Origin of the sequence: Variovorax sp. YR216, from assembly GCF_900107745.1 — a bacterium.
Taxonomy (GTDB): Bacteria; Pseudomonadota; Gammaproteobacteria; order Burkholderiales; family Burkholderiaceae_C; genus Variovorax.
Genome location: NZ_FNRO01000002.1, coordinates 378,177 through 391,485 on the forward strand (window position 1 = coordinate 378,177; position 13,309 = coordinate 391,485).

A 13,309-nucleotide genomic window follows, 5' to 3' on the forward strand; every position below is an offset into this window, starting at 1 on the left:
TTCCGGTGGAGACGTCGATGTACACACCTCACAACTTCAGGACCGGCGCGGGCGCCTATGCGCGAGTTGGCGTCGAGTCCGGCGCGATGAGCGCATCGCCGCATCAACTGATCTGCATGCTCTTCGACGGCGCGACAACCGCCATCGGCATGGCGCGTCACCACATGGCCGGCAGCGATGTCGTCGCCAAGGGTCGTGCGATCTCGAAGGCGATCAACATCGTCGAGAACGGCCTCAAGGCGAGCCTCGATGCCGAGGCAGCCGGTCCCGCAGGGGCCGAATTGGTGAATAACCTCACCGTGCTCTACGACTACATCGTGCAACGGCTGCTCTACGCAAACCTGCGCAACGACGAGAACGCGCTCGATGAAGCCGATCGGCTGCTCGATGACATCGGCGGCGCCTGGCGCGAGATCGATGCCGGCGCGACGGCCGCCTGATGCCGCCATAAATTGAGAAGAAGAGGGACAACAACATGGCAGTCACGAGTGAAGTCGTCCATTGCTACAGCGAGCTCGCGATGCGTGTGTCGCTGATGGCTGAATTGGCGCGTGGAAAGGAATGGGGTCGGCTGCCGGAACTCGAGGCGCAGTGCTCTGCGCTGGTCGATCGGCTCAAGGTGCTGCAGCCGCTGGTCGTGCTGGACCCGGCGCAGTACGACGAGATGCGGCGCCTGATCGCGCGCATCTGTGTTGGCCAGGAAGAAGTCAGCGGCCTGGTGAAGCCGCAGATCGAGGAACTGATCGCACGCATGGGCTCGCTGCATCAGCAGCGGTCGCTGGGCAAGGCCTACGGCCGGCCGCACTGACCGGTACTGAGACGGCGCCATGATCGCTTTGTCCGGGTTGATCGACACGTTGCTCACTGCGAAGACATCGCCGCGGATGGACGTGCTCGCCATCAAGAGCGAGGCCGAGATCGGTCCGCCCGGACCGGCGATGCAGGTGGGCAAGGTCGCGAACGACGTGCGACTGCCGTCGAACGCGGCACTCGAAAGACTGGCGCCTGGCGCCCTCGGTGATGCGTCGCACCGCGAAGGCTCTCCGACGCGCGCCGCGAAGGCCGAGTTGTCGGCGGCGGCACGGGTCATCAGTGCGCTGCTGGCGGATGAGCATGGCGATGCAGGTCCGGTGCGCGGCGCCGCGCCTGCGTGGGCCTCCGCGAAGACGCCGGATGCGGGTGCGCTCGCGGGCACGCTGTCGCAGAACGTGTCGAACAGCGGGCTGTTCTACGAATCGCATCTCGCGGAATTCGCGGCGGGTGGCCGCACGTTGGCGCAAATGGCCCAGGAGCCGCAGGCGCGCTGGTCGGGTCCGGGGCTCGCAGTGGCGCTGGCGGCCGAGGCACAGCCGGCCGGGGCACAGCCGGTTGCCGCGGGTGCATCGCTGCCTTCGCCGCAGGCCGAAGCGCCGCAGCAGGTCGTCGCACAAGGCATCGCCCCGGCAGTCGATGAACTCGCTGCGAGTACCGGGAAACCTGCGGCTGCGCCGGCAGGGCAGGGCAGCACCGCCGGGGTACAGGAGCCGAAGGCTGCGATGGCACAGCCGGCTTCCGGAGATGCGCCGCTCGCCGTCGACGGCGAATCCCATCCTGAGGCCGCGCGCGTCCAGGCGGCCTACCGCTGGGCCGAACCGCCTGCGCTGATGCCCGAGGCCAGGCCCGAGCGCGCCGCCGCAGAAACCGTCACGGTTCGCCATGCAGGCAACACCGTGACAAACAGTCTCGCTCCTGTTGCGAACGAGATGATCCATCCGCAGTCCATTGCGCTCGTTCATCAGCAGCTTGATCTGCTCGCCACGTCGGTCTTCCGGTGGAGCGGCGAGGCTTGGCCCGGTGTGCCGATGCAATGGTCGATCGAGCAGGAGACGGACGAACGCGAGGCGCATGCCGGCGGCGAGGAAGCGGTGCGGCCCTGGTCGACCACGGTGTCGATGCATCTGCCCCGTCTGGGCGTGGTCGATGTGCGGCTCAGCCTCGTCGGCGCGGGCGTGCATGCACGCCTGAATGCGGCCGACGCCACCACCGTCGCCCGGTTGCAGGCGGATGGCGGCGCGCTCGCCCGGCGGTTCGATGCGATCGGACTGCGGCTGCAGGACTTCCAGGTTTCCGGGATGAATCCGTCATGAGCGCCGCCCGGCCGCCCGAAGGCGCTCGCACCGCAGTGCGAAGCACGGAGGTCACCCAATGACCACCGGTGCGGACGATCGCCACGGCGCGGTCGCGCTGTCGCATGCGGACACCGCGAAGGCGCCCGTGGTCGTGGCGAAGGGCTACGGCGTCGTCGCCGAATCGATCATGCGCGAAGCGAAGGCGAACGGGCTCTATGTGCACGAGTCCGCGGATCTCGTCCGGTTGCTGATGCAGGTGAACCTCGACCAGCAGATCCCGCCGCAGCTCTATCGCGCGGTGGCCGAGCTGATGGCCTGGATCCACCGTCTCGAAAGTGACACGAGCGCGAATCCGGGGCGGATGCCATGAAATATTTCACACGAAGAATCTTGAATTGATACTTTTTGTTTCGTGTTAATGATGATTCATAGAAAGAGAGAAAAATTGGCTCGGTGATTATTGGGTTATTGCTGGGTTGAATACTTTTTCATCCATCAATGAAACTGCATCGACCTTTTGTTGTACTCATTCTACTTACTTCCCGCCAGATGGGGTTTCTTGGAATTTTGAGTGGCTCAGGTTCGTGTCAGATAAGTCTCACTTTCTGGGACGAGAGATCCTGAAGATGTTAAGAATTGTTAGAACCTGCCGATAGACTAGAACCTGTATCAAACGGAGTGCAGAGTGGAATTGGATAACGAAGGCGCCGCGACGAATGGCGACATCTCGAAAGAGATCGGTGACATCAATCTCGCCTATATGCTGCTCGCGCAAAAGCTGGCCAAGCAGGATCGGGCAGCGGCCATGTATCGTTTGGGGGTCGGCCGCGAATTGGCGGATTTGCTGGCCAACATGTCTCTAACCCAGATCGTCAAAATGGCGGCGTCGAATTTCCTGCTTTGCAGTTTCCGCCTCGATGATCATCCGATGTTTGCCGTATTTGGCGAAGAAAAGGATACGACGCTGCAGCAGGCGCATATGTCGATCCTGGTGTCTGCGCGGAAAATCCAGTCGCGCGAAGCGGACGCAATGGCATGACGAAAAAAAGCGTTCTCGGCGAAGTGCGCGAGGTTCAATTGGCCATCGAGCTGATCGAACTCGGTGCGCGGCTCCAATTTCTCGAATCGGAAGTCGGTCTGAGCCGCGAACGCCTGATCCGTCTTTACAAGGAATTGAAGGGCGTTTCGCCGCCAAAGGGCCTTTTGCCTTTTTCGACGGATTGGTACATGACCTGGCTGGCCAATATCCATTCCTCGATGTTCTACAACATGTACCGCTTCATGCTGGAAGAGGCGGACGAGACCCCGCTGCGCGCGCTCATCAAGAGCTATCGCCTGTACATGGAGCAGATCGAGGCCCATGGTGGCGAGGTCGTGCTGGACTTCACGCGCGCCTACACGATGGTGCGCTTCTTCGAGAGCGACATGCTCCAGCTGAGCACCTGCAGCCGCTGCGGCGGCCGCTTCGTCGCGCATGCGCACGACAACAAGCACGGCTACGTGTGCGTGCTCTGCCGTCCGCCGTCGCGCGCGGGCAAGGCGCGTGGTCCGAAGCGTGTGGAGGCGCCGGCTGAAAGCGAATCCGCGTCCGACACCGTTCTGGCGCGTGCCCAACCGCAGGTCGCGGCCAGCGGCCACTGAGGCGATTCATTCAATTCGAAATCGAACCCATTTGATTTGACGCCTGAGGGCAAAAGGGGAAGCGTGTGCTGGTGCTGGTCGGATATCTGGTGGTGGTGGGAACCGTTTTCGGGGGCTATGCCCTCATGGGCGGTCATTTCGGCGTCCTGTTCCAGCCGATCGAAGTGCTGATGATCGGGGGCGCCGCATTGGGCGCTTTCATTGCCGGCAACAACGGCAAGACGATCAAGGCGACGATGAAGGAATTGCCGCTGCTCCTGCGATCGTCCAAGCACAACCAGCAGCTCTACATGGACCTGCTTGCCTTGCTGTACGAGCTGCTCGCCAAGGCGCGCAAGGAGGGCATGATGAAGCTCGAGTCCGACGTGGAGAACCCCAAGGACAGCGAGATCTTCAACCGCTATCCGGAGATCATGGGCGAGCACGAACTGATGGAGTTCCTCTGCGACTACCTGCGCCTGATGGTGAGCGGCAACACCGACGCCTTCGAGATCGAGGCGCTGATGGACCACGAGATCGAGACCATCCGCCACGAGGCCGAGGTGCCTTCGCACAGCCTGGCACGTGTCGGTGATGCGCTTCCTGCACTGGGCATCGTGGCCGCGGTGCTGGGTGTGGTGCATGCGCTCGGCTCGGCCAACCTCCCGCCTTCCGAAATGGGCTCGCTGATCGCCCACGCGATGGTCGGTACCTTCCTCGGCGTGCTGATGGCCTATGGCTTCGTGATGCCGCTGGCGACCGTGATCGACCAGAAGGTCGAAGAGGGCATGAAGGTCTTCCAGTGCGCGAAGGTCACCCTGCTGGCGAGCCTGAACGGCTATGCGCCCCAGCTGGCGGTGGAGTTCGGCCGCAAGGTGCTGTTCTCGACCGAGCGCCCGACTTTCAGCGAGCTCGACGAGCACGTGCGCGAAGTCAAGGCCCGCTGAAATGAGAACACCCCCAGCCTCGCCCACTTCGTGTGGCTCTGCACCCCCTCAAGGGGGCGCACCCTGGCGGCCCGGCGAAGCCGGTTCCGCGGGTGCTCCCGAAAGAGGCTGCTTTGCGGCCATCGGAGTGATGCACTGCGATAGAAGCGTGGAGGCGATGAGGTGAGCGCAGAAAAGCATCGCGTCATCATCAAGAAGGTCGCCGGGGGTGGCGGCGGCCACCATGGCGGCGGCTGGAAGATCGCCTACGCCGACTTCATGACGGCCATGATGGCCTTCTTTCTCGTGATGTGGCTCCTGTCGATCTCGACGCCGAAGCAGCGCGAAGGCATTGCCGAGCACTTCCGCATGCCGCTGAAGGTGGCCCTGAGCGGCGGCGAGAAGAGCAGCCTGAGTTCGAGCGTCATCCCCGGGGGAGGCCCGGACCCGATCGCCGAGGAAGGCGAGGAGAAGCTCTCCGACGCCGAGCGCGCCGAGATGGAAGACGCCTCGCGCCTGGCCGACATGAAGAAGCGGCTGGACGACCTGATCGAGAACAGCCCGCTCTTCAAGCAACTGCGCTCGCAGATCCTGATCGACATCACGACCGAAGGCCTGCGCCTGCAGATCGTGGACAGCGACAAGCGTCCGATGTTCGACCTCGCGAGCGCGCGCGTCGTGCCGCACATGCGGGCGATCCTGCGCGAGCTGGGCCCGACGCTCAACGACCTGCCCAACAAGATCACCCTGTCGGGCCACACCGATGCCATCGTCTACACCAACGGCGACAAGGCCTACGGCAACTGGGAGCTGTCGGCCGACCGAGCCAACGCATCGCGGCGCGAGCTCGTGATGGGCGGGATGAACGAGAACAAGGTGCTGCGCGTCGTCGGCCTGGCCGACAGCATGCACCTGGACAACGCGGACCCGCGCAACCCGATCAACCGGCGCATCAGCATCATCGTCCTGAACCGCCAGACGCAGGACCGCATCGAGCGCGAGAACAGCGGAGAACTCAACAAGCCGAGAGTCGGCACATCGTTGCCCGCAAGCACGGAGGCCGCCGACGTGAAGCCGACGTCCTTCAAACCATCCGCGCCCACCCAGTAGCAGCGAAGCAAAAAAATGGACCTCAGTCAGTTTTCCCAAGCATTCTTTGTCGAAGCCATCGAGCTTCTGGCCGAGATGGAGCAGCTGCTCCTCGAGCTCGATGTCGATTTGCCGGACATCGAACAGCTCAACGCCATCTTTCGTGCGGCCCATTCGATCAAGGGCGGCGCGGCCACCTTCGGCTTTTCGGCCTTGACCGAAACGACGCACCTGCTGGAGACCCTCCTGGACCGGGCGCGCCATGCACAGCTTCGCCTGAGCGCTCCCATGATCGATGCCTTTTTGGAAACGAAGGACGCCTTGCAAGAACAACTCACTGCCTACCAGGCTGGCAAAGAACCCGAGCCTGACATGGTGGCGCACATCTGCGCCGTGCTCCAGAAACTCGCGCTCGAGACCGCCGATGGCAAGACGCTCGCGGCGGCACCTGCACCCACACCCGCGCCCGCACCGGCGCCCGTGGCGGCCGCAGCGCCCGCGCCCGAGGCGTCCGATTCAGCCGGCGCGCTGCGCATCCGGCTGAGCGGCCTGTCGGACAGCGAGTGCGACCTGCTCGCTGACGAACTCGCCAACCTCGGCAAGATCGTCTCGCGCACGCGCAGCAATGAACAGTTGACGGTGATGCTCGACACCACCTGCGAGCCCGACGAGATCATCGCGGTGTGCTGCTTCGTCATCGACGAGTCGCAGATCGACATTGCGCGCGAAGTCCCCGCGCCGGCAGCCGAGGCCGAACCCGCCGCAGCCGAACCCGTTGCCGCTGCCGCGCCCGTGGCGCCGGCCGCCGAACCCGTGCGTGCGCAAACCGCTGCAGCGCCAGCTCCTGCTGCCGCTGCGCCTGCGGCGGGCGCGGCTGCGGCTGCAAAGGAATCGAGCTCGATCCGCGTGGATGTCGAGAAGGTCGACCAGCTCATCAACCTCGTGGGCGAACTGGTCATCACGCAATCCATGCTCACGCAGGCCGCGACGATGCTCGACCCGGTGGCCTACGAGCGCTTCCTCAGCGGCCTCGGTCATCTGGAACGCAACGCCCGCGACCTGCAGGAATCGGTCATGTCCATCCGCATGATGCCGATGGATTACGTCTTCAGCCGCTTCCCGCGCGTGATCCGCGACGTGAGCGCCAAGCTCGGCAAGCAGGTGCGCCTGGACACGTTCGGCAAGGAGACGGAACTCGACAAGGGCCTGATCGAGCGCATCATCGATCCGCTCACGCACCTGGTGCGCAACAGCCTCGACCACGGCATCGAAACGCCCGACATCCGGACCGCCAAGGGCAAGGAGGCGACCGGGCAGCTGCTGTTGTCCGCGCAGCACCATGGCGGCAACATCGTGATCGAAGTCAGCGACGACGGCGCCGGCCTCAACCGCGAGAAGATCCTCGCCAAGGCCATGCAGCAGGGGCTCGCGGTGAGCGAGACGATGCCCGACGAGGAAGTCTGGCAGCTCATCTTCGCGCCGGGCTTCTCGACCGCGGAGCAGGTGACCGACATCTCGGGCCGCGGCGTCGGCATGGACGTGGTCAAGCGAAACATCCAGGAGATGGGCGGGCACGTCGAGATCCAGTCGCGCGGCGGCTACGGAACGACCACCCGCATCGTGCTGCCGCTGACGCTCGCGATCCTCAACGGCATGTCGGTCAAGGTGGGCAGCGAGGCCTACATCCTGCCGCTGTCCTACGTGATCGAGTCGCTGCAGCCGCTGCCGGAGCACCTGCATTCGATCACCAGCGACGGCCATGTCATCAAGGTGCGCGGCGAATACCTGCCGCTGATCGAGCTGCACCGCGTGTTCGACGTGTCGGGCGCGCAGGCGAACCCGACGCAGGGCATCCTCGTGATCGTGCAGGCCGACGACGCGCGCTTCGCGCTCCTGGTGGACGAACTGCTCGGCCAGCACCAGGTGGTGGTGAAGAACCTCGAGACCAACTATCGCAAGGTGCCCGGCATCTCGGCGGCCACCATCCTCGGCGACGGCAGCGTGGCTTTCATCATCGACGTCGGCGCGATGCCACGCATCCAGCGCGCGCAAGCGGCCAGCGCCGCCGCGCTCGCCGGTGCCTCGAGGATGACACCCGTCGAGGCTTGAGCGCTCTCATGCAATTGCCCCGTGATCCGGTTGCGACCGGGTGCGTGATTCGCGAATTTGACGGAGACACTTGCCATGCGTTTTGACTTCTTTCGCCGCCCTGGATCGAAGGGCGACGTCGCGGTCGATGAACTGGTGACACCGGTGGCGCATGGCAGCCAGGAGTCATCGCCGGAGAGTGCGCTGCTGGAAGAGGCGGAGGCCAACGGCTACGTGGGCTACGCGCTGCAGGTCGATGCGCAGATGCGCGTGCAGGGCATGCGCTTCGCCTGGCGCGATGCGACTGGCGGTGCCGACGCTTCCGCGCAATGCAAGGCGCTGATCGAGTGCATCGCGAAGCATCTCAACCCGTCCAGGGGCTGGCGCCTCGGGCGGTTGGCCGTGTACCTCGACGTCACGGTCGATGCGCTGTTCCTCAACGAGTTGCAGGCGCTCCCGCCGGGAAACGTGGTGCTGTGCATGGGCATGGAGCATCTGGCCGACCCCGACACGCGCTCGATGCTGCTCTTCCTGCGCGAGCAGGGCTTCGGCTTCATGCTGCGCGATGCACAGGCGCTGCCACAGGACGCCGAGCTGCTCGAGATCATCACGCACTTCGACGTGGGTGCGGGAAGTCTGGCGCTGATTGCCGAAGTGCGGGAGAGCGAGCCGGTCGGGCGTGCACCGATCCAGCTCATCGCGACGCGCGTGAACGGATGGGACGACTTCGAGATCTGCGCGGAATACCGCGTCGATGTGTTCGTCGACGGCCGTCTGCCGCCCCCGCCGGTGAAGGAAGTCGGTGAGCTGCAGCCTGAGTCGCTGCTGATCGTGCGGCTGATGCAGATGCTCAAGCGCAACGAGAACCTGCGCTCGATCGAGGCAGCGCTCAAGCGCGATGCGGCGCTCACCTACCGGCTGCTGCGTCACATCAATTCGCCGGCGATCGGCGTGGGCGTGGAGATCACGTCGCTGCGGCATGCGGTCTCGATGCTCGGCTACCAGCCGCTCTTCCGCTGGCTTTCGCTGCTGCTGGCGACCAGCAACCGCACGAGCTCCCACTTCATGATGAAGCGCGCGATCATGCGCGGCCGCTTCGTCGAGCTGATGGGGCAGGGCATGCTGCCTGCGAGCGATTCCGACAACCTGTTCGTGGTCGGGATGTTCTCGCTCATCGACCAGCTCCTGGGTCTGACGATGGAAGAGGTCCTGAGCAAGGTGCAACTGACCGAAGCGGTGCAGCAGGCCATCCTGTCGCGCAAGGGGGTCTATGCACCCTTCCTGTCGCTCGTGGAGGCCTGTGAGACGGGCAGTGGCGACGCGCCGCGGCTCGCCGAGGCGCTGTTCGTCAGCGCGGGCCAGGTCAACGCTGCGCACTTGTCTGCAATGGTCTGGTCCCAGGAGGCCAGCGCGCTCGAAATGGCCTAAACCCCGGGGACTCGCTGCCGATATACAGGCATGCAAGGCTGGCCCTTCACCCATCGATCCATCGCAGGCGGGGCTCGCCAGGCACCTTGAAAGCAACGCACCGACGATGGCAGTGAACACCGAATTCCTCTTCACCGACGGCGACTTCGCGAAAGTGCGAACGCTGATCCACCGCCGTGCTGGCATCGCCCTTGGCGAGCAGAAGCGACAGATGGTCTACAGCCGACTGTCCAGGCGGTTGCGCGAGCTGCGGCTGCCCGAGTTCTCGGCCTACCTGGAAATGCTCGAATCGAGCCAGGACGGCGACGAGTGGCAGTCGTTCATCAACTCGCTGACCACGAACCTGACCTCCTTCTTCCGCGAGGCGCATCACTTCCCGGTGCTGGCCGAGCACGTGCGCAAGGCGCAGCAGCCGGTCACCGTCTGGTGCGCGGCGGCCTCGACGGGCGAGGAGCCCTATTCGATCGCGATCACGCTGATGGAAGCCCTCGGCGCACGCGCGAGCTCGGCGAAGGTGATCGCCACCGACATCGACACCGCAGTGCTGGCGAAGGCCCAGGCGGGCGTCTTCACCGCCGAGCAGGTGAGCCGGCTGTCGCCCGAGCGGCTGCGGCGGTTCTTCAACAAGGGCACCGGCGCGAATGCGGGCAAGGTCCGCGTGCGGTCCGAAGTGGCGGCGATGGTGAAGTTCTCCCGGCTCAACCTGCTCGACCCGTCATGGGCGGTGAAGGAGCCGGTGGACGCGATCTTCTGCCGCAACGTGATGATCTATTTCGACAAGCCGACGCAGAAGAAGGTGCTCGACCGCTTCGCGCCGCTGCTCAAGCCGGGCGGGCTGCTGTTCGCCGGGCATTCGGAGAATGCGTCGCTCGTCAACCAGACCTTCAAGCCGCTGGGGCATACGGTCTATGAGCTGGCGCGCGGCGCCGCGAAGGCGGTTGCGGCATGAACTCGGTCGCCCCCGGTTCGGTTGCAAGCCACCACTACTTCGATCGCGACGTCGGCAGCATGGCGGTGAAGCTGCTGCCGTCGGAGTACTACGTCACCACGACCGACACGGTGCTGACCACGGTGTTGGGCTCGTGCGTGTCGGCGTGCCTCGTGGACATCGACAACGGGGTCGCGGGCATGAACCACTTCATGTTGCCGGACGACGGCGACGCGAGCACGCGCGACCAGGCCGAGTCGATGCGCTACGGCGCCTACGCGATGGACGTGCTGATCCGCGAGCTGCTCCGTGCCGGTGCACGCCGCGAGCGGCTCCAGGCGAAAGTCTTCGGCGGCGGTGCGGTGCTCGCCAACATGACCACGCTCAACATCGGCGACCGGAATGCGGACTTCGTGCTGCGCTACCTGCGTGCCGAGCGCATCGCCGTCGCTGCACAGGACTTGCGCGGACCCTACGCGCGGCGCGTGTGCTTCATGCCGTCGAGCGGCAAGGCGGTGGTGCGCAAGCTGCGCGGGCAGGCCGATGTGCAGACCATTCAGCAGGAGGAGGGCGAGCTGCTTCGCAAGCTGGTCGGTCCTCGCGCGAACCCCGGCCCGTACAGGCCCAACAACAATGCCGTCGGCGACTCGAGCCCACTGGCGAAGAACAAAGGAAGCTGGTGAGCACGAACAACGCAAACAAGATCAGGGTGCTGTGCGTCGACGATTCGGCGCTGATCCGCAGCGTGATGACCGAGATCATCAACAGCCAGCCCGACATGACGGTCGTCGGGACGGCGGCCGATCCGATCGTCGCGCGGGAACTGATCAAGCAGACCAATCCCGACGTGCTGACGCTCGACGTGGAAATGCCGCGCATGGACGGGCTCGAGTTCCTCGAGAAGCTCATGCGTCTGCGGCCGATGCCGGTGGTGATGGTCTCGTCGCTGACGGAGCGCGGTTCCGAGATCGCGCTGCGCGCGCTGGAGCTGGGCGCGATCGATTTCGTGACCAAGCCGCGCCTGGGCGTCCGCGACGGGCTGCTGAACTACACCGAGCTGATCGCGGGCAAGATCCGCACCGCATCTTGCGCGCGGCTGTTGCCGGCGCGCGGTGGCGCGGCCGCCAAACCACAGGGAGAGGTCGCGCAGGAAGCGCTGCTGAGCAGCCCGCTGCTGAGCACCGAGAAGCTCATCATCATCGGCGCATCCACCGGCGGCACGGAGGCGATCCGCGAAGTCCTGCAGCCTTTGCCGCCCGACTGCCCGGCAGTGCTCATCGCGCAGCACATGCCGGCGGGATTCACGAAGTCCTTCGCGCAGCGGCTGGACGGCCTGTGCCGCATCACCGTCAAGGAGGCCGAGCACGGCGAGCGGGTGCTGCCGGGCTATGCCTACATCGCACCGGGCGCCTACCACCTCTCGCTCGCGCGCAGCGGCGCCAACTATGTTGCGCATCTCGATCAGGAACCCCCGGTGAACCGTCACCGGCCGTCGATCGACGTGCTCTTTGATTCCGCGGCTAAACATGCGGGCAAGAACGCGATCGGAATGATCCTCACCGGCATGGGCAAGGACGGTGCGGAAGGCCTCCTGCGCATGAAGAAGGCCGGCGCCCACACGCTGGCCCAGGATGAAGCGAGCTGCGTGGTCTTCGGCATGCCGAAGGAAGCGATTGCATTGGGTGCGGCCGATGAGGTCGTGCCGTTGGGAGAGATGAGCCGCCGTGTGCTGGCCCATCTACGTACGTTCGGTGCGCGGACTAATCGTGTCTAACCCCCAGCCTCGCCCACTTCGTGTGGCTCTGCACCCCCTTTCAGGGGGCGCACCCGGCGGCCCGGCGGAGCCGGTTCCGCGGGTGCCCTGGGTTGGGGTGCGTCGGCAATTTGGGCGTGAGAGTGTGTTGGAAATTGCAGTGAACTTTTGGAGCAAATGAACGTGATCGACAAGAGCATCAAGATCCTGGTTGTGGATGACTTCCCGACCATGCGGCGCATCGTGCGCAACCTTCTGAAGGAACTCGAATTCCTCAACGTCGACGAGGCCGAGGACGGCGCGGCAGGCCTGGAGAAGCTGCGCGGCGGCAGCTTCGGGTTCGTGGTCTCGGACTGGAACATGCCCAACATGGACGGCCTGACGATGCTGCAGAACATCCGTGCCAATCCGGAGCTGTCGAAGCTGCCGGTGCTGATGGTGACGGCCGAGGCCAAGAAGGAAAACATCGTGGCCGCCGCGCAGGCCGGCGCGAACGGCTATGTGGTGAAGCCTTTCACTGCCGCGACGCTGGAAGAGAAGATCACCAAGATCTTCGAGAAGCTGGCCAAGTGACCTTTTGCGGAGCGCATCGCGCGCACCGCGGAGCAAATCAAATGAATCAAACCATCGACAACGATCACGGGAACACCGCTGAACAGTTGCTGGGCCGCATCGGGCAGCTGACGCGCCAGTTGCGTGAAGGCATGCGCGAGCTGGGCCTCGACAAGCAGGTCGAGAAGGCCGCGCAGGCGATTCCCGGTGCGCGCGACCGCCTCAACTACGTGGCGGAAACCACGGAGCGGGCCGCGCATCGCGCGCTGAACGCGATCGACATCGCGCAGCCGCTGCAGGAAGGGCTTGCCAACGACGCCAAGGGCCTCACGCAGCGTTGGGACGAGTGGTTCAAGAACCCGATCGAGCTCGATCATGCGCGCCAGCTCGTGACGGACACGCGCGAGTACCTGGGCGACGTGCCGCAGAAGGCCAGCGCGATCAATGCGCAGCTCATGGAGATCCTGATGGCGCAGGACTTCCAGGACCTGACCGGCCAGGTCATCAAGAAGATGATGGAAGTGGTCAACGAGGTCGAGACGCAGTTGCTGCAAGTGCTGATCGACAACTCGCCGGCCGAGAAGCGGCAGGAGATCGTTGCTTCGAACAGCCTGATGAACGGACCGCAGATCAAGGCCGGCAATCCCGAAGCGGTGACCGACCAGTCGCAGGTCGACGACCTGCTGGCGAGCCTGGGGTTTTGACCCGGCGATTGGGAGAGAAGGGGGGCGTTACTCCCCTTGATCGGGCGATTGTTCCAGCCCGGTGGATCGAATAATCAGCCACGAGCCGGTGGTCTTCACCGATGCTCGATGGA

The 13,309-nt window shown here is 64.7% G+C and carries 15 protein-coding genes; all 15 read left to right on the plus strand.

Features of this window, described 5'->3' with window-relative positions:
- The first annotated feature begins 17 nt into the window (after window positions 1-17).
- The 15 genes from fliS (at window position 18) to cheZ (ending at window position 13,196) form a co-directional block, all read left to right on the plus strand.
- Window positions 18-440 carry a flagellar export chaperone FliS gene (gene fliS / locus BLW05_RS06590; RefSeq protein WP_093161243.1) on the plus strand — a complete coding sequence of 141 codons (423 nt, stop codon included), beginning with the start codon at window positions 18-20 and terminating at the stop codon, window positions 438-440.
- A gap of 35 nt (window positions 441-475) precedes the next feature.
- Window positions 476-808, plus strand: a complete 333-nt coding sequence (locus BLW05_RS06595; RefSeq protein WP_256330079.1) for a flagellar protein FliT — start codon at window positions 476-478, stop codon at window positions 806-808.
- Window positions 809-827: 19 nt separating this feature from the next.
- Complete coding sequence (locus tag BLW05_RS06600) at window positions 828-2,126, plus strand: flagellar hook-length control protein FliK (protein ID WP_093161244.1); 1,299 nt, start codon at window positions 828-830, stop codon at window positions 2,124-2,126.
- Window positions 2,127-2,184: 58 nt separating this feature from the next.
- Entirely contained in the window at window positions 2,185-2,478 is a 294-nt protein-coding gene (locus BLW05_RS06605) for an EscU/YscU/HrcU family type III secretion system export apparatus switch protein (protein ID WP_093161246.1), read from the plus strand.
- 315 nt (window positions 2,479-2,793) lie between these two features.
- Window positions 2,794-3,147 (plus strand): flagellar transcriptional regulator FlhD, encoded by a 354-nt coding sequence (flhD, locus tag BLW05_RS06610; protein WP_093161247.1) that lies wholly within the window; start codon window positions 2,794-2,796, stop codon window positions 3,145-3,147.
- Window positions 3,144-3,749, plus strand: a complete 606-nt coding sequence (flhC, locus tag BLW05_RS06615) for a flagellar transcriptional regulator FlhC (RefSeq protein WP_093161248.1) — start codon at window positions 3,144-3,146, stop codon at window positions 3,747-3,749. The genes flhD and flhC overlap by 4 nt, the downstream gene beginning before the upstream one ends.
- Before the next feature lie 65 nt (window positions 3,750-3,814).
- Window positions 3,815-4,675, plus strand: coding sequence for a flagellar motor stator protein MotA (motA, locus tag BLW05_RS06620; RefSeq protein WP_093161249.1), 861 nt, complete (start codon window positions 3,815-3,817; stop codon window positions 4,673-4,675).
- 162 nt (window positions 4,676-4,837) lie between these two features.
- On the plus strand, window positions 4,838-5,764 hold the full coding sequence (motB, locus tag BLW05_RS06625; RefSeq protein ID WP_093161251.1) for a flagellar motor protein MotB: 927 nt from the start codon (window positions 4,838-4,840) through the stop codon (window positions 5,762-5,764).
- A 15-nt stretch (window positions 5,765-5,779) separates the two neighbouring features.
- A complete protein-coding gene (cheA, locus tag BLW05_RS06630) occupies window positions 5,780-7,852 on the plus strand; it encodes a chemotaxis protein CheA (protein WP_093161252.1) in 2,073 nt (690 codons plus the stop codon).
- 75 nt (window positions 7,853-7,927) lie between these two features.
- The gene (locus BLW05_RS06635) at window positions 7,928-9,259 is read left to right on the plus strand and encodes an EAL and HDOD domain-containing protein (RefSeq protein ID WP_093161254.1); all 1,332 of its coding nucleotides are present in this window, start codon (window positions 7,928-7,930) and stop codon (window positions 9,257-9,259) included.
- Window positions 9,260-9,365: 106 nt separating this feature from the next.
- A complete protein-coding gene (locus tag BLW05_RS06640; protein ID WP_093161255.1) occupies window positions 9,366-10,208 on the plus strand; it encodes a CheR family methyltransferase in 843 nt (280 codons plus the stop codon).
- On the plus strand, window positions 10,205-10,870 hold the full coding sequence (gene cheD / locus BLW05_RS06645; protein ID WP_093161257.1) for a chemoreceptor glutamine deamidase CheD: 666 nt from the start codon (window positions 10,205-10,207) through the stop codon (window positions 10,868-10,870). The genes BLW05_RS06640 and cheD overlap by 4 nt, the downstream gene beginning before the upstream one ends.
- Entirely contained in the window at window positions 10,867-11,961 is a 1,095-nt protein-coding gene (locus BLW05_RS06650; RefSeq protein ID WP_093161258.1) for a protein-glutamate methylesterase/protein-glutamine glutaminase, read from the plus strand. Before cheD ends, BLW05_RS06650 begins: the two co-directional genes overlap by 4 nt.
- Window positions 11,962-12,126: 165 nt before the next feature.
- Window positions 12,127-12,513: a chemotaxis response regulator CheY gene (gene cheY / locus BLW05_RS06655; RefSeq protein WP_177142606.1), complete on the plus strand. Its 387-nt coding sequence runs from the start codon at window positions 12,127-12,129 to the stop codon at window positions 12,511-12,513.
- Window positions 12,514-12,554: 41 nt separating this feature from the next.
- Entirely contained in the window at window positions 12,555-13,196 is a 642-nt protein-coding gene (cheZ, locus tag BLW05_RS06660) for a protein phosphatase CheZ (RefSeq protein ID WP_093161260.1), read from the plus strand.
- Window positions 13,197-13,309: the final 113 nt, after the last annotated feature.

Bases quoted from the DNA above. Each gene is read 5' to 3' on its own strand.
- fliS (WP_093161243.1), top strand. From the start codon at position 18: ATGTACACACCTCACAACTTCAGGACCGGCGCGGGCGCCTATGCGCGA.
- BLW05_RS06595 (WP_256330079.1), top strand. From the start codon at position 476: ATGGCAGTCACGAGTGAAGTCGTCCATTGCTACAGCGAGCTCGCGATG.
- BLW05_RS06600 (WP_093161244.1), top strand. From the start codon at position 828: ATGATCGCTTTGTCCGGGTTGATCGACACGTTGCTCACTGCGAAGACA.
- BLW05_RS06605 (WP_093161246.1), top strand. From the start codon at position 2,185: ATGACCACCGGTGCGGACGATCGCCACGGCGCGGTCGCGCTGTCGCAT.
- flhC (WP_093161248.1), top strand. From the start codon at position 3,144: ATGACGAAAAAAAGCGTTCTCGGCGAAGTGCGCGAGGTTCAATTGGCC.
- cheA (WP_093161252.1), top strand. From the start codon at position 5,780: ATGGACCTCAGTCAGTTTTCCCAAGCATTCTTTGTCGAAGCCATCGAG.
- BLW05_RS06635 (WP_093161254.1), top strand. From the start codon at position 7,928: ATGCGTTTTGACTTCTTTCGCCGCCCTGGATCGAAGGGCGACGTCGCG.
- BLW05_RS06640 (WP_093161255.1), top strand. From the start codon at position 9,366: ATGGCAGTGAACACCGAATTCCTCTTCACCGACGGCGACTTCGCGAAA.
- cheD (WP_093161257.1), top strand. From the start codon at position 10,205: ATGAACTCGGTCGCCCCCGGTTCGGTTGCAAGCCACCACTACTTCGAT.
- cheZ (WP_093161260.1), top strand. From the start codon at position 12,555: ATGAATCAAACCATCGACAACGATCACGGGAACACCGCTGAACAGTTG.